Source organism: Caloramator sp. E03, assembly GCF_006016075.1.
Taxonomy (GTDB): Bacteria; Bacillota; Clostridia; order Clostridiales; family Caloramatoraceae; genus Caloramator_B.
Genome location: NZ_CP040093.1, coordinates 1,777,501 through 1,794,122, shown reverse-complemented (window position 1 = coordinate 1,794,122; position 16,622 = coordinate 1,777,501). Strand labels below are relative to the sequence as shown.

Genomic DNA, 16,622 nt, shown 5'->3' with positions numbered 1-16,622 from the left:
ATTATAATTTACTTTAATTACAGCAATGAAGAATTCTATTTCTAAACCTATCAAAGTTTTTGAAGCCGAAGGCATTTCTTTTAATAACTTTAATTTTGTTATTAAAGCCTTCAGTGCAAGCATTTGTATATGGTATATCAAAAGAATTCACTATTTCATTAAAATACCTGATATAAGTATTAGCACATCTTTCAAATTCTTTAAGGCCGCTACTTTGTGCAAACTTAATCCATTCCTTTAATAAAGTACGAGCTTCTTTAGAAGAAGAGGTAGTATCAATTATTTTTAATAGTTTTTCTTTTAAGGTATGAGCAATAGCTAAATCGCTATTGTAAGAAAACATAACTTGTAATGCGAACTTTGAATCTTCATCAAGTAAGTCAAATCTTTTAAGAATAAGTTTTTTGCTTCTTTTAAAGTATTTTCTTAATTTAACAGATAGCTCTTTTTGAACACGTTTTCTAACTGCTTCTACAGCCCACATAGCGTGCCTAATATAATGGAATTTATCAATAACAATAATAGCATTTTTAAAGTAAGTTTTAGCTAAATCAATATAAGGTTGCCACATATCACAAATAAAATATTCAACACTATCGCGATTTTTAATTTTTTTAAAGTAGTCCGATAGGACGTGAAACTGTCTATCTTTAATAATATCAATAATTTTTCTATTAACAGGGTCAACGATAGAACAATGATATTTAGCACCACCAGAATTACCTTTAAATTCATCAATAGCAATAATTTTAGGTAAAGTAGTAGCAGCAGAATAAGACACATTATTGAAAATGCGTTTTATAGTATCAACAGATAAGTTAACTTTTTTAGCAACACTTGACATACTACAAGTATTAGCAAGTTCATTAATTACATACAGAGATAGAAGATTGGTGATTCTATGATATCGAGGAAGAAATTCAATACTTTCATAGAATCTCTTACCACAAACATTACAACGATACCTACGTTTTTTAATAATAAGAACCGTAGGTTTTAAGAAAAAAGGAAGATGTTTAACACGTTGAATTCTATAGTCGTGAACTCTACGAGTTTCAGAATTACAACGAGGACAAGTATGAGGCTTCTTTTTCATTTCTAAATAAATTTCATAGCAAACATTATCAAGTACTTTTGTTATAATAACATCTTTAAAACCCAGTAAATTTTTGATAAAATAATTATTGTGCACTTGTTGGATGCCTCCTTTCAGGTAATATTTTTGTAGTTAATTTAATTTTACCAGGCATCTAAAACAGGTGCATATTTTTTTGTAAAAAAATATGCTGGGGCTACGCCCCAACATATATTATAGAACCTTAAATTTCATATAGCCTTAAAAACATCTTAATTTATCTCTTCAAGTTCTCCTGTCACCATATATATAATTCTCTCACAAATATTAGTAGTATGATCTGCTATCCTTTCTAAAAACCTTCCAACAAACATAAGCTTTGCTACCTGATTTATTGCTGAATTGTTAGATGAAATTATATTTAGCAAATCCCTAATTACTATTTCATAAAGATCATCTACCTGTTGGTCCATCTGTGCAACCTTTTTAGCAAGATTTATATCTTCATTAACAAATGAATCAAGGCTTAATTTTACCATTTCTTGAGTAATTTCAGCCATCTTAGGTATATCTACAAGAGGCTTTATAAAAGGCTCTTTACCTATCTCCATAGTAATTTTTGCAATATTTACTGCATGGTCTCCCATTCTTTCAAGATCTATTATTATTCTAAGAGCTGTTGTAATAGTTCTTAAATCCTTTGCCATAGGCTGCTGAAGAGCAAGAAGGCTAATACATTTGTTTTCAATTTCAAGTTCAATGGCATCTATTTTATCATCATCTAAATATATCTTTTTAGCTGCATCAATATTTTGTTCTTTTAGTGCATTTACAGAATCATTTATTATACTTTCTACCATTCCACCCATTCTTAAAATATCATGTTTAACATCTTCAATTTTTTGTATAAAATGTTCTCTCATTATAACACCACCTTATCCGAATCTCCCTGTAATATAATCCTCAGTTCTCTTGTCTCTTGGATTTGAAAATATCTTATTAGTTTCATCTAATTCAACAACCTCCCCACTTAGGAAAAAGGCTGTATAATCTGATATCCTTGCTGCCTGCTGCATTGAGTGTGTTACTATAATTATGGTATAATCATTTTTTAAATTTAACAATAATTCTTCAATTTTCATTGTAGATATAGGATCAAGAGCTGAAGTTGGTTCATCAAATAGTATAATGTCTGGCTGCATTGCAATTGCCCTTGCAATACAGAGCCTTTGCTGCTGACCACCCGATAGCTCTAAAGCAGACTTATATATTTTATCTTTTACTTCATCATAAAGCGCAACAGCCTTTAAAGTACCATATACTACTTCGTCCAATATTTCTTTATTTTTAACTCCATTTTTCTTTAGTCCATAAACTATGTTTTCATATATTGTCTTTGGAAAAGGGTTAGGCCTTTGAAATACCATACCAACTCTTCTTCTCAGCTCAACAGGATCAACTTTTTTTGAATATATATCTTCATCATCTATTAGTATCTTGCCTTCAACCCTCGTATTTTCTATAAACTCATTCATTCTATTTATAGTCCTTAAAAATGTCGATTTACCGCATCCAGAAGGCCCTATAAACGCAGTTATTTTATTTTTATATATCTCCATATTTATGTTAGAAAGTGCTCTGTTATTACCATAATAAAAATTCAAGTTTTCTACTTTAATTTTTGTCTCCATTAAGCTCCCCCCTCAATCCTTCATTCTTATCTGATATTTATCTCTAAGTATAATAGCAATAGCATTTACAGCTAATAAAATTATAAGAAGCACGATAATACCTGCAGCAGCTACATTTTGAAACTCTTTTTTTGGCATGCTTGCCCAGTTGAATATCTGTATTGGAAGCGTCGTGAAGGAATCCATTACCGAACTTGGAGCAAAGGAAACATAGGATAATGCTCCAACCACTATTAAAGGTGCAGCTTCCCCAAGGGCTCTTGATACAGCAAGTATAGTTCCAGTTAAAATTCCTGGTATTGCATAAGGAAGAATAACCCCAGTTACAGTCTGCCATTTAGTTGTTCCAAGGGCATAGGATGCCTGCTTTAAAATCCCCGGAACACTTCTTATAGCTTCCTGAGATGATATAATTATTATAGGAAGAATAAGAAGTGCCATTGTAAAAGAACCGGCTAAAATGCTTCTTCCCATTCCAAGGGCCCTTACAAATACCGCCAGCCCAAGCATACCATAAATAATGGAAGGAACTCCTGCAAGATTGGCAATATTAAGCTTTATAAGCTCTGTAAATCTATTATTTCCTGCGTATTCTTCAAGATATATAGCAGTCCCCACTCCTATAGGGAAAGCTATAACAGTAGTTAAAAGTATCAGCATAAGGCTTCCTAAAAGCGCGGGATAAATTCCTGATTTTTTAGGAAATCTTGATGGGAAATTCTTAATAAAATCTACTGACAGCCAAGGCAATCCTTTTTTCAATATATCATATAAAAGGAAGGCAAGTACAACAACTCCAAATATTGTACAAAGAAAGAGCACTACATGAAAAAATTTATTTTTTATTTTTCTCCTTTGAAGGCTTACAGGATTATCAATAAGCCTTACTAAATCTTCCCTTAACACGCTCATCAATATGCCCTCCTGTATTTTCTTACTATATTTCTTGATAATATATTTAATATTAATGTAATGAAAAACAGCAATGTACCTACTGCAAATATAGTTTTATAACCTATAGAACCTGCTGGAACATCTCCAAGACTTATTTGAACAATATACCCTGTCATCGTCTGTATACTTTCAAGTGGATTTAAGGTTAACTTTGGTGTTGAACCAGCAGCCATTGCAACTATCATAGTCTCCCCAATAGCTCTTGAAATTGCAAGTATAAATGATGCAGCAATACCTGAAAAGGCAGCAGGAACCACTATTTTAGTAGCAACTTCAAATTTAGTAGAGCCTAAGGCATAGGCACCAAGCCTTAACGAATCTGGCACAGCCATCATAGCATCCTCACTCAATGATGAAACCATAGGTATAGTCATTATGCCAACAGCTATTCCTGCACTTAATGCATTAAATACGCTTGCATTAGGGAATATGCTCCTTATAAGAGGAGTTATTGATGTTAATGCAAAATATCCATAAACAATCGAAGGTATTCCTGCAAGTATTTCAAGTACAGGTTTTAATATTTTTCTGACTTTTTTTGGTGCATATTCGCTTAAATAAATAGCACTTCCAAGTCCAATAGGTATTGAAATAACAGAAGAAAAAATCACTATTAAAAATGTTCCCATAACAAGAGGAAGCACCCCATAGTTTGCAGGTTCAAACATAGGAGTCCATTTTGTGCTTGTAAAAAATTCAACGATAGAGACGCTCCTGAAAAATTGTATAGTTTCTTCAGCTAAGGATAAAATTATGCCTATAGTTGTTAATATAGATATAACACCAAGTATTATCAGAATCTTATTTATAACTCTTTCATTTTTCTGCATCTTTGATTTGCTTTCAAATAGGATTTTCTTCATTATAATCCCCCTTAAACTTTTAAAGTGCACAAGGCACCTTAATGGTGCCCTATTGCTACTTTATCTTGCTTAATTGCTCCTGATATTTTGAATCTTGAAGAGGAATGTATCCAACTTCCTTTACAAGGTCCTTTGCCTTTGTTAGATAGAACTTTACAAATTCCTTAACTTCTGCTCTTTCTAAGGATTTGTTGTTTACATATATATATAGTGGTCTTGATAGAGGTTTGTAAGTTCCATTCATTACTGTTTCAAGGCTGGGCTCAACTCCATTAACCTTTAATATCTTAAGATTATCTTTGTTTTCTTCATAGTATGCAAGTCCAAAGTAACCTAAAGCTCCCTTGTCGCCTTCTACCCCCTGAACTAAAACATTGTCATCTTCGCTTGCTGTAAAATCTGGTCTTATCTCCTTGGCTTTACCATTTATAGCTTCTGTAAAATATTCAAAAGTACCTGAATCTGTTCCTGGTCCATAGAGCTTTATTGGAATATCTGGCCATGATGGGTCAACATCCTTCCAAGTCTTTACTGTTGAATCCTTTGACCAGATCTTTTTAAGCTGCTCAACTGTTATATCTGAAACCCATGTATTTTCCTTGTTTACAACTACTGCAATTCCGTCCTTTGCAACTTCAAATTCCGTCATCTCTATATTATTTTCTTTTGCTTTATCTATTTCTTCCCTTTTTACTGGTCTTGAGGCATCGTTAATATCTGTTTCTCCAACTACAAACTTTTTAAATCCTCCGCCAGTACCTGATATTCCAACCGCTATTTCAACATCCTTATTAACTTTTTTAAATTCCTCTGCAACTGCCTGAGTTATAGGCCCTACTGTACTTGAACCATCAATCTTGATAGTACCTGAAAGAGACGCTGTTTTTTTACTGCAGGATACAGTTGATAATGTAAGAATAGATACTAATAGCACAAGAATTAATCCTTTAATTTTATTCATATTTTTTCTCCTTTCATTTATCTTTACATCTTAATTATATTTTCAATAAATGTTATGTTCCTGCACGTTTTGGTTAAGTCAATGTTAATTGTAACTTAACATTCATATATATTATTTTGCCTTTAATAATTTTAAAAAATTCCTAAATATTATAATTGCAAATATAAAAGGTAAAGAGATATTAAAACTCTTTACCTTTTCCTTTTAAAATATTAACCACATTTTGAATAGCCGCAATTAGGGCATATTACACACCCATCCTGATGGGTAATGCTGTTTCCACACTCAGGGCAGCTTATCTTTTCAACTTTTGTATCCATTCGTGGTATTAGTTCAGCTAAATCTGTTGTCTCATCCAAATCTATTTCTTTTTCCGTTTGATTTAAATTCATAAGTTTCTCTATTGTCCTTGCAATTGCATCAGGGCAGGATAAAACCTTGATATCACTATTATTAGCCCTTTGCCTTAAAGTTGAATGACATCTTATTCCCTTTAGCTGCTCTATAATCTCCAATGGGCTCATACCACTTCTAAGGGCTATAGATATTAGCCTTGCCGTAGCTTCCGATTGGGAAGGACATCCTCCTGCTTTGCCAACGTTAGTAAATACCTCACAAATTCCATTATCGTCATAATTAACAGTTATATAAAGATTGCCACAGCCTACCCTAACCTTTTCTGTAATTCCTCTTGTTATCTGAGGCCTTTGTCTTGGAGCTGATTTTTCCTTTTCCGCATCTTTATTCAAATCCTTAGTACCAACATTTAAAACCTGGCCTTCCCTGCTTCCATCTCTATATATAGTAACCCCTTTGCATCCAAGTTTGTATGCAAGTATATAGACCTGCCTTACATCTTCAACTGTTGCTTCATTTTTAAAGTTTACTGTCTTTGAAACTGCATTATCTGTATGCTTTTGAAAGGCCGCCTGCATCCTTATATGCCATATAGGGCTTACATCATGAGCAGTTACAAATATCCTTTTTATATCCTCAGGTATTTCTTTAATATGAGATGGAGTGCCATGCTCTGCAACCTTTAGCATGAGTTCCTTAGAGTAAATGCCTCTATATTTTATTATCTTTTCAAAATATGGATGAACCTCAGTTAGTTTATCGTTATCCATAACATTTCTTACAAAGGCAACTGCAAATAAAGGCTCAATGCCCGATGAAACCCCTGCTATTATGCTGATTGTGCCTGTTGGTGCTATAGTTGTTGTTGTAGCATTTCTTATGGGCTTTTCATCTTTATATATGCTATCATAAAAGGCTGGAAAGGCACCTCTTTTTTCTGCAAGCTGCCTGCTTGCATCTTTTGATTTTTCATCTATAAAACCCATCAATTTATCTGCAAAATCTACAGCCTCCTGAGAATTATAAGGTATTTTAAGCATTATAAGCATATCAGCAAATCCCATAACCCCAAGTCCAATCTTTCTTGTAAGCTTTGTTCTTTTTTCTATTTCAGGTAGAGGATATTTATTTATATCAATAACATTATCAAGAAAATGAACAGCATCATGAATAGTTTTTTCAAGAAGTTCATAATCAACCTCATATTTTCCATCTTTTAGTTTAAGCATTTTAACAAGGTTTATAGAACCAAGGTTGCAGCTTTCATAGGGCAGCAGAGGCTGCTCACCACAATTATGAACAACAACCCCATTTGCTACAAGAGAATTCGTAACCGGTTCATTTATATCATAAACCTCAATAGTTTCAGATTCTTTAATCTCTTCTACTTTTGTAGTATAGTAAGTATTTTTTCTTGAAGGTCTATTTATACTAATTAGTTTCTCATTTTTTTCTTTCTGTATTAAATCCTTCATTTCCTCACAGAAGGAACATATATTGTTGCGTGTAATTATTAGCTCATAATATTCCTTGCTTTCATAAACTCTCTTTTCTCCATCCTTTGTTATATATTCAAAATTTGATGGGTGGGATTTTGTTCTATTATATATATTTGAATAAATACCTAAATTTAAAAGTAGTAACTGTACATCCCTTAAAAGCTCTATTGAAGTAGAGCTAAGCCTTATATCTCTATGATTATCGTCAACAAAATTAACCGTTCCATCGGAACTGAAAAGTCCATTTATGTATGCTGCAACAGTATTTTTTGAAGCTGTAAATATTGATTTTGGTACTCTCTTTTCATGGGCTTTTTTTGCTTCAAATCCTAAGCTTTTTATAGCATTTACAAATTCCTTTCGTTTAAATAAAATCTGCCATGTTCCATTCTCACGCTTATTTATTATTCCTTCACCAGCACCATACTTTAATGCAATGCTTTGCATCTTTCTAAGTATATATTCTTCATATTCAGCAAAAACCATTCCAAGCACTTTTTCATCAGATGTAAGCCATCCATCTCCTGAGAGCCATCCTAAAAATAGCCCAAGCTCCTCTCCTATTTTATCATCATATTTAAAAAATCCCTTTGAAGATTGGATAAGAACCTCATCACCTATTGAGAGCTTACATGCCTCTTTCCAGCCCAAAGATGTCATAATTTTATGTTCTGGCGTTACTTTTAAAGTTTGACCACTATGAAGGATTATTTCTATAGTCTTTTTTATTCCAGTTTTGTAAACCTTTGCAGGTCTTAAAGTTACACCATTTTCATAATAATCTTTTACATTTTGACTTATTTTATCTTTTATAACCCTATTGTCGGTTATAATATTGAACATATTGTTGCCATACTTTTTATAAAGGTCTTCAATCCTTACAAGCCCTTCCTCTGTTGATATTAAAGTATCAGGATGAAAACAGGGATTAGTGCTTTCAATTTCTCCTAAAGCTGGAGTTGGATTATCTTTGTTCATCCTGTCTAAAAAAACTATTCCAGGTTCACCATTTCTCCAAGCCATTTTTACTATTGTATCAAAAACTTCCTTTGCATTTAGCTTTCCTGCTATAGCTTTAGTATGAGGATCTATAAGCTCATAATCCTCACCTTTAAAAACAGCTTCCATAAATTTTTCAGTAATTCCAATGCTAATATTAAAATTTGTTATCTCACTATTATCCTCTTTGCATTTTATAAACTCTAAAATATCTGGATGGTCAACACGAAGTATTGCCATATTTGCCCCTCTTCTTGTGCCCCCCTGCTTTACAGCCTCCGTTGCAGAATTAAATACCTTTAAAAAGCTAACAGGACCTGAAGCTACTCCTCCTGTTGTTTTAACAGTTGAGCCTTTAGGCCTTAGCCTTGAAAAGCTAAAACCCGTTCCCCCTCCTGATTTATGTATAAGTGCTGCGTTTTTAACCGAATCAAATATACCATCCATCGAATCCTCAATTGGAAGAACAAAACAGGCAGAGAGCTGCCCCAAAGGACGCCCTGCATTCATAAGGGTTGGGGAATTAGGAATAAACCTTAATGAAGTCATTAAATCATAGAACTTTTTTTCTGTAGCAATAACATCAGCATCTTTATCATATATTTCATCTGCCTTTGCAACAGCTTTTGCAACCCTTTTAAACATCTCCTCAGGAGTTTCTATTATATTTCCCTTTTCATCCTTTGCTAGGTACCTTTTATTTAAAACTTTTAATGCATTTTCGCTAAGCTCCATATATTCGCTCCTCTCTATCAACATTTTGTATGTATATATATTATATTATACAACATATTGTATCATTCATGATTCATTACTTCAAACAACAAAAATAATACTTAGAGAATAATTTCTCTCTCTTGCTCAATATTTCTTGTTTATATTATTGAAAACAAAAAATCCCATAATACTTATTCAGTATAATGGGATTTTTAAATTTCCTTATATAGTCTATTTTTCTAATATTTTGCAAATTCCTCATCAATGTACATTCATTATTTTTAAACATTATACGCTACATATTTATTATAATGAATCAGTATATATTTGTTTTATTGTTTCTTTTGTTGCTGGAATTGGAGCCATACTTAATAGTAAGTCAAGACTTGGAGTACTTAATGCAAGATTTGCTAATTTTTCAACATCATTTTCTGTAAATCCAAGATCTTGTAACTTTTCAATAAGTCCAACTTGTCTTAACCATGTTTCCATTAATTCAGCTGCGTATTCTGCTTCTCCTGGTACACCTACAAGATCTGGAGCAATTGGATTTAGTATATCAGCTAAAACTTCAGGACAAGCAGGATAAATATGCTTTATTACAGCAGGAAGTAACATTCCAAGCCCCAATCCATGAGCAAGTTCAGGTTTAACTGCACTTAAAGGATGTTCAAGAGCATGAGTAAAGTGAAGCAATCCATTATCAAAGGAAATACCAGCAATAAGTGATGCATATAATAAGTAATATCTTGCTGTTAAATCCTGTGGATGCATAAGAGCTTGTGGTAAATATTTTGTAATAAGTCTAAATGTTTCTTTTGCAAGTAATATAGAATAAGGAGTTGCTACTTTAGTTGTTGCAGCTTCAATTATATGATTTATTGCATCAACTGAAACATATAGAGTCTGGTTAGCTGGGAGCATTGTCATCAATGAAGGATCATCTATTGAGTATAATGGATAAATACAATCATAAGCAATTGCTGGTTTATATTCCTTTTCTGGTATGCTAACAACTGCAAATCTATCAGCTTCTGTTCCAGTTCCATGGGTTAAATTAATTGCAACTATTGGAGCAGCTTTGGAAGGAACAAACTTGTATTCATAAATATCTCTACAATTTTTATCCGGATATTCCAAAAGTATTGCAACACTTTTAGCAGCATCGATTGGACTTCCTCCACCGATACCAATAACAGCTTTTGCCCCTAATTCCCTTGCCATATTAGTTGCTTCATCAACTTGGTCAGCAGTTGGGTTAGGAGTAACTTTATTATATAATACATGCTTTATTCCATTTTTTTCAAAGGCATCTGTAACATACTTCCATGCACCTGTCTTTTCATAAGCTCCTTTACCTGTAATTACAACTACCTTGTCGATACCCCTACTTTTCAAATCTTCACAGATATCAAATATTTTCTTAATTGCCCCTACTCCAAGATATACTGTTGTCTTACATCTTATCTCTCTTACATCATTAATTAACATTTTTGATTCCCACATAGAAATCCCCCTTGTCTTTATTTATTTTTTATTATCCAACAATTTAACAATAATTATTGGATGATTTGTATCTTATACGGCAATAATATTTGATAGTTATTTAACAAACTATCTATTAATATTTTGTCAATAATTTCATAAATCGTCAACTGTCAATTATGAGGAATAATTGATATTTTAGCTTAAATAATTATAATAATTCTCTTTATCTCGTTATTACAGCTTGATTTTTCATAAAATATTTAAAAATCAAAAAGTATTTAAATTAACAAAAATTTATTAACTACAATTTATTTATATAAAAAATTAAATAGCAATTAATTAATTTTTTAGTTTATACTATAAATGTTAAAGGCACAATTTTGTAATTTATGGAGGTCTTATAATGAATATGCTTGATAGAAGTTTTTATAATCGTGATACATTGACTGTTGCTAAAGAACTTCTTGGAAAATATATTGTAAAAATCGTAAATGGTAAAAAGCTAATAGGTATGATTGTTGAAACAGAAGCCTATATAGGTCCCCATGACAAAGCTTCTCATTCATATAACTATAGAAGAACAGAAAGAAATGAGGCTATGTATGGACCTCCTGGTTATGCATACGTATATATGATATATGGTAAAAATTTTTGTTTAAATATAGTAACCGAAGAAGTTGAGAAGCCCTGTGCTGTTTTAATTAGAGCAGTAGAGCCAATATCTGGGCTTGATGATATGGCAAAAAATAGATATAACAAGAGCTTTAATGAGCTGAATAAAAAAGAAATTATTAACCTTACAAACGGTCCTTCAAAACTTTGTAGTGCATTTAAAATTGATAAATCAAACAATGGTGAAGATATTTGTAGCAACAATTTTTATATTGCTGAAGGGATTACCAACTTTGAAATAAAAGAAGCAAAACGAATAAATATTGATTATGCAGAGGAAGCTAAGGATTTTCTATGGAGATTTTATATAGTTGGAAATAAATTTGTTTCTAAACCTAGTAAATGATCATAATATAAAAAGCCCTTATGAATTAAACCATGAGGGCTTTTTATATTATGATATCTTTAAATATTATTTTATTTTTTAAACATAGATTTTAAAATCTGCTTCCCACTATCTAAACCTATACCTAAAAAGCTCTTATTTTTTTCAAATATACTTTCAAGTGCAAAAATTACTTTATCTATTTCCTCATAAGAAATAATAAGAGGTGGTTCAAGCCTTATAACGTTTGGATTATTAAGAGTATATGCTGTAATTATTCTATGCTCATTCATAAGCTTTCCAGCAACAAGAGATGCAAAATATTCATTGGAAAGCTCGGAAAGCTTCCCTGCTGTAATTGAATTTAAAACTCCTTTTGGCTCCTCAAATTCAATTCCTATCATAAGTCCCCTTCCTCTTACATCCTTTATAACAGGATACTTTTCCTTTAAATTCATAAGCTTTAACAAGAAATATTCTCCCTTTTCCTTTGCCTTACCTGGAAGATCATTTTCTATTATATATTTAATTGAAGCTATTCCCGCAGCACAAGCTATTGTATTGCCTCCAAAGGTTGATGTATGTAGAAATGCCTTTTCTATTTTTCCATAGGCTTTTTTCCATATTTCATCCGTCGTAATATATCCTCCAATAGGTATTATTCCTCCACCGATTGATTTAGCAAAACACATTATATCTGGTACAATATCCTCAGCCTCACAAGCAAACATATAGCCTGTCCTTCCAAATCCTGTTTGAATCTCATCTGCTATAAGATACACACCATATTTTGTACATATTTCTCTTACCCTTTTAAGATAACCCTTTGGAGGAACATTTATCCCTCCTTCCCCCTGAATAGGTTCTACTATAAAGGCTGCTACATCTTTTAGTGATTTAATCATTTCTTCAAGGGCATCTGCATCGCCATAAGGTACCTCGTAGCAGTCTGGAACTAATGGCTTAAACGGATTTTGATATTTTTCTCTTCCTGTAACAGAAAGTGCTCCCATAGATTTACCATGAAAAGAATTCCTACAGTAAATCAATTTGGTTTTTCCACTGGCAATCTTAGCAAGCTTTAATGCCCCTTCTACTGCTTCAGCCCCGCTATTCCCGTAAAATGTTCTTTTAAGATTCCCTGGAGTTATTAATGCCAGGTCTTTTGCCAATGCTCCTGCAAAATTGTATATAGAAGCTTGAAGAATATTTGGAAGACCGATTACCTTTTTAATTTCTTCAAGAATCTCTTTATTATTATGTCCAACATTTAACGCACCATATCCTCCAAGAAGATCTATGTATTCATTTCCATCCTCATCATATACTTTTGTACCCTCTGCCTTAACAAAATGTTTATCAAAATCTAAAAGTCCCATAAGCTGAACAACACTTGAACTTATATATTCCCTATAATTTTCCCTTACATTTTCACGATTAAAATTCAATGCATCATCAACCGTTACAAAGTAATTAATCTTTTCCTTAACTTCCATAACAATCCTCCTAACTTAATCAACTATAATTTAAAAACTATTACAATACAAATCAATCCTATTGTGCACATTGTGTGCAAATATATTATACCAATATATTCTAATATTTTCAATTATATGTAATTTAATTTGTGATTTTTTTCTTTTTATTAAATGCTAATTCTTAACAATTATTTCTTTATGTTATAATTAAATTAAAAAGTACTGTAAAGGAGGCTTAAAGTTATGAAAGAGTTAAAACTCCATGGAAATTCTATAATTATTGGAAAAGACTCATTAAACTATATAGAAAATATTGATATAAAAAAAGCATTTATTGTAACTGGCGGAAATTCCATGTTTAAAATTGGTGCAATAGACAGACTATCAAACATATTAAAAACAAAAAAAGCTGAAATTTACATATTCAGCGATATTAAAAAAAATCCCTCTTTTGAATATGTATTAAAAGGATTAGAAATTATGAAGAAATTTAAACCAGATACTGTGATAGGAATAGGTGGAGGATCTTCCATAGATATTGCAAAGGCTCTCTCGGTATTCTACGAATATAACGAATTAGATATTAAAAATCCTAACAGGCTTAATTTGCCAAAAGAAAGAAAGAATATAAAGCTAATTGCAATCCCCTCAACTTCAGGAACAGCTGCAGAGGTTACAAGGGCTTCGGTAATAACATATAATAATATAAATTTAAAAATCGGTTTAAAATGTGATGCCTTTATCCCCGACATTGCTATACTTGATTCAAGTTTAACCCTTTCAATGCCAAAATACTTAGTTGCCGAAACAGGAATGGATGCTCTAACACATGCTGTTGAGTGTTATATTAACAAAAATATTAACCCCTATTCTGAAGCTTTAGCAGAAGGAGCCATTAAAGGATTGTTCAATTATCTTCCATCATCTTACGAAAAAGGAGATTTGGAAAGCAGAGAAAAAGTACATATATACAGCACAATGGCTGGAAGCGCCTTTTCTAATGTTGGTCTTGGAATGGCCCATGGAATATCCCATGCTTTTGGTGGTAAGTTTGATTTTTCACACGGACTTTTAAATGCAGTAGCTCTTCCTTATGTACTAAGATATAATTCAAGGGATAAAGAAGTAAAAAGAAGACTAAACTATTTATCAAAACTTATTGATGCAACAGATTTTATTGAAGCAGTTATAACTTTAAATAAAAAACTTAACATCCCATCCTCATTCAAAGACATAGGTCTTTCAGAAAAAGATTTTTCAAATAATTTTAGTGAGCTTTTAGAAAATTCTTTGAAAGGTTCTACAAAAGTAAATCCTATAGAAATAACAGAGAATGAAATGAAAAAAATATTGTATGCAATTTATTATGGCAAAAAATATGAATAGTTAAAAAGCCTAAGACTTAGTCTTAGGCTTAAAATATCAAAAAATAAAAATGGCTCCATGGAGAGGACTCGAACCTCCAACCCTCCGGTTAACAGCCGGATGCTCCACCATTGAGCTACCATGGAACATTAACAATCTGGCAGACACCTACTTTTCCAAGCCGTCTCCAGCTTAGTATCATCGGCGCACCCGGGCTTAACCTTCGTGTTCGGAATGGGAACGGGTGTTACCCCGGATGCCTAACCACCAGATATTATTTTTAATATTTTTCTCCTTGCTATATGATTTCTTCTTTAGTTCTAAGCCTCGCTTCCTTGAAAATTAAGAACTTTTGAAAACTCGCTTCTCTCAAACAAGCAAAAGTTCTAAAATTTTCTGCGTCAGACTCGGCAAGAACTAATACGAATAAATCATAATGCTTCGTCGTAAAATATTAAAAATCTCAACTACTTAATGTAGTTTTTTCAAAACTGCACAGCAAATTATTGATCAAGCCCTCGACCTATTAGTACCAATCAGCTGAACGCCTCACGGCGCTTACACCTTTGGCCTATCAACCTTGTGTTCTTCAAGGGGTCTTACCCTTACGGTGGGAAATCTCATCTTGAGGTGGGCTTCGCGCTTAGATGCCTTCAGCGCTTATCCCTTCCGAACATGGCTACCCAGCTGTGCTCCTGGCGGAACAACTGGTGCACCAGAGGTTCGTCCATCCCGGTCCTCTCGTACTAAGGACAGCTCCTCTCAAATTTCCTACGCCCGCGACGGATAGGGACCGAACTGTCTCACGACGTTCTGAACCCAGCTCGCGTGCCGCTTTAATGGGCGAACAGCCCAACCCTTGGGACCTACTTCAGCCCCAGGATGCGACGAGCCGACATCGAGGTGCCAAACCTCCCCGTCGATGTGGACTCTTGGGGGAGATCAGCCTGTTATCCCCGAGGTAGCTTTTATCCGTTGAGCGATGGCCCTTCCACTCGGTACCACCGGATCACTAAGCCCGACTTTCGTCCCTGCTCGAGATGTCTCTCTCACAGTGAAGCTCCCTTCTGCCTTTGCACTCTCCGCGCGATTTCCAACCGCACTGAGGGAACCTTTGGGCGCCTCCGTTACTCTTTAGGAGGCGACCGCCCCAGTCAAACTGCCCACCTAACAATGTCCCGTGACTTGATTCAAAGCCTCCGGTTAGAGCTTCAGTATCATCAGGGTGGTATCCCAAGGTCGACTCCAGCAAAGCTGACGCCCTGCCTTCTCTGTCTCCCACCTATCCTGTACAGACAATACCGAAACTCAATGCTAAGCTACAGTAAAGCTCTACGGGGTCTTTCCGTCCAATCGCGGGTAACCGGCATCTTCACCGGTACTACAATTTCGCCGAGTCCCTTGTTGAGACAGTGCCCAGGTCATTACGCCATTCGTGCGGGTCGGAACTTACCCGACAAGGAATTTCGCTACCTTAGGACCGTTATAGTTACGGCCGCCGTTTACTGGGGCTTCGGTTCAAAGCTTCGCACCCGGGTCCCCACAAAAACAAAGTTTTTGTGGGTGGGTCCTAACCTTTCCCCTTAACCTTCCAGCACCGGGCAGGCGTCAGCCCCTATACATCATCTTGCGATTTAGCAGAGACCTGTGTTTTTGCTAAACAGTTGCCTGGGCCTATTCTCTGCGGCTCTATCTCTAGAGCACCCCTTCTCCCGAAGTTACGGGGTCAATTTGCCGAGTTCCTTAACAAGGGTTCTCTCGCTCGTCTTAGGATTCTCTCCTCACCTACCTGTGTCGGTTTGCGGTACGGGCACCACATCCCTCGATAGAGGCTTTTCTTGGCAGTGTGAAATCAGCTGCTTCACCCTTACGGGCTCCCCATCAAGCCCTGTCATTAACTTCCCGGATTTGCCTTGAAAGTCTGACTCAGCCCTTGGACGCACTTAGCCAAAAATGCGCTCAGCCTATCCTCCTGCGTCACCCCATCTCTAATAACGGTCTATGGTGGTATCGGAATATCAACCGATTGTCCATCACCTACGCCTTTCGGCCTCGGCTTAGGTCCCGACTAACCCTCAGCGGACGAACCTTCCTGAGGAAACCTTAGGCTTTCGACGAATAGGATTCTCACCTATTTCTCGCTACTTATGCCAGCATTCTCACTTGTATGCAGTCCAC

Annotated in this window: 11 protein-coding genes, 1 tRNA gene and 2 rRNA genes (1 of these 14 running past the window's edge); 2 read left to right on the top strand and 12 right to left on the bottom strand. The window is 34.4% G+C overall.

Going from position 1 to position 16,622, the window contains the following annotated elements; all coding sequences use genetic code 11:
- Window positions 1–13: 13 nt before the first annotated feature.
- The 8 genes from FDN13_RS08825 to FDN13_RS08790 form a co-directional block, all read right to left on the bottom strand.
- The gene (locus tag FDN13_RS08825) at window positions 14–1,192 is read right to left on the bottom strand and encodes an ISL3 family transposase (protein ID WP_138979026.1); all 1,179 of its coding nucleotides are present in this window, start codon (window positions 1,190–1,192) and stop codon (window positions 14–16) included.
- Window positions 1,193–1,347: 155 nt separating this feature from the next.
- The gene (phoU, locus tag FDN13_RS08820) at window positions 1,348–1,998 is read right to left on the bottom strand and encodes a phosphate signaling complex protein PhoU (protein ID WP_168190122.1); all 651 of its coding nucleotides are present in this window, start codon (window positions 1,996–1,998) and stop codon (window positions 1,348–1,350) included.
- 12 nt (window positions 1,999–2,010) lie between these two features.
- Window positions 2,011–2,766 carry a phosphate ABC transporter ATP-binding protein PstB gene (gene pstB / locus FDN13_RS08815; protein WP_138979853.1) on the bottom strand — a complete coding sequence of 252 codons (756 nt, stop codon included), beginning with the start codon at window positions 2,764–2,766 and terminating at the stop codon, window positions 2,011–2,013.
- A 12-nt stretch (window positions 2,767–2,778) separates the two neighbouring features.
- Window positions 2,779–3,678, bottom strand: a complete 900-nt coding sequence (gene pstA, locus FDN13_RS08810) for a phosphate ABC transporter permease PstA (protein ID WP_138979852.1) — start codon at window positions 3,676–3,678, stop codon at window positions 2,779–2,781.
- Window positions 3,678–4,583 carry a phosphate ABC transporter permease subunit PstC gene (gene pstC / locus FDN13_RS08805; protein ID WP_138979851.1) on the bottom strand — a complete coding sequence of 302 codons (906 nt, stop codon included), beginning with the start codon at window positions 4,581–4,583 and terminating at the stop codon, window positions 3,678–3,680. The genes pstA and pstC overlap by 1 nt, the downstream gene beginning before the upstream one ends.
- A 55-nt stretch (window positions 4,584–4,638) precedes the next feature.
- On the bottom strand, window positions 4,639–5,544 hold the full coding sequence (locus tag FDN13_RS08800) for a PstS family phosphate ABC transporter substrate-binding protein (RefSeq protein WP_138979850.1): 906 nt from the start codon (window positions 5,542–5,544) through the stop codon (window positions 4,639–4,641).
- Window positions 5,545–5,756: 212 nt separating this feature from the next.
- Window positions 5,757–9,134: a ribonucleotide reductase N-terminal alpha domain-containing protein gene (locus FDN13_RS08795; protein WP_138979849.1), complete on the bottom strand. Its 3,378-nt coding sequence runs from the start codon at window positions 9,132–9,134 to the stop codon at window positions 5,757–5,759.
- A gap of 288 nt (window positions 9,135–9,422) precedes the next feature.
- Window positions 9,423–10,622 (bottom strand): iron-containing alcohol dehydrogenase, encoded by a 1,200-nt coding sequence (locus tag FDN13_RS08790; RefSeq protein WP_138979848.1) that lies wholly within the window; start codon window positions 10,620–10,622, stop codon window positions 9,423–9,425.
- Between the two features lie 385 nt (window positions 10,623–11,007).
- Here FDN13_RS08790 and FDN13_RS08785 point away from each other — a divergent pair, with 385 nt between their 5' ends.
- Window positions 11,008–11,622, top strand: coding sequence for a DNA-3-methyladenine glycosylase (locus FDN13_RS08785; protein WP_138979847.1), 615 nt, complete (start codon window positions 11,008–11,010; stop codon window positions 11,620–11,622).
- Between the two features lie 71 nt (window positions 11,623–11,693).
- Here FDN13_RS08785 and FDN13_RS08780 read toward each other — a convergent pair whose 3' ends face one another.
- The gene (locus FDN13_RS08780; RefSeq protein ID WP_138979846.1) at window positions 11,694–13,097 is read right to left on the bottom strand and encodes an aspartate aminotransferase family protein; all 1,404 of its coding nucleotides are present in this window, start codon (window positions 13,095–13,097) and stop codon (window positions 11,694–11,696) included.
- Window positions 13,098–13,322: 225 nt separating this feature from the next.
- On the opposite strand from FDN13_RS08780, the gene FDN13_RS08775 reads away from it, so the two are divergent.
- Window positions 13,323–14,465: an iron-containing alcohol dehydrogenase gene (locus FDN13_RS08775; protein ID WP_138979845.1), complete on the top strand. Its 1,143-nt coding sequence runs from the start codon at window positions 13,323–13,325 to the stop codon at window positions 14,463–14,465.
- Window positions 14,466–14,515: 50 nt separating this feature from the next.
- On the opposite strand, the gene FDN13_RS08770 is transcribed toward FDN13_RS08775, so the two are convergent.
- From FDN13_RS08770 to FDN13_RS08760, 3 genes are all read right to left on the bottom strand, one after another.
- Window positions 14,516–14,590, bottom strand: a tRNA-Asn gene (locus FDN13_RS08770).
- A gap of 9 nt (window positions 14,591–14,599) precedes the next feature.
- Window positions 14,600–14,716, bottom strand: a 5S ribosomal RNA gene (gene rrf / locus FDN13_RS08765).
- A gap of 234 nt (window positions 14,717–14,950) precedes the next feature.
- Window positions 14,951–16,622 (bottom strand): 23S ribosomal RNA (locus tag FDN13_RS08760); it runs 1,256 nt beyond the window's last position.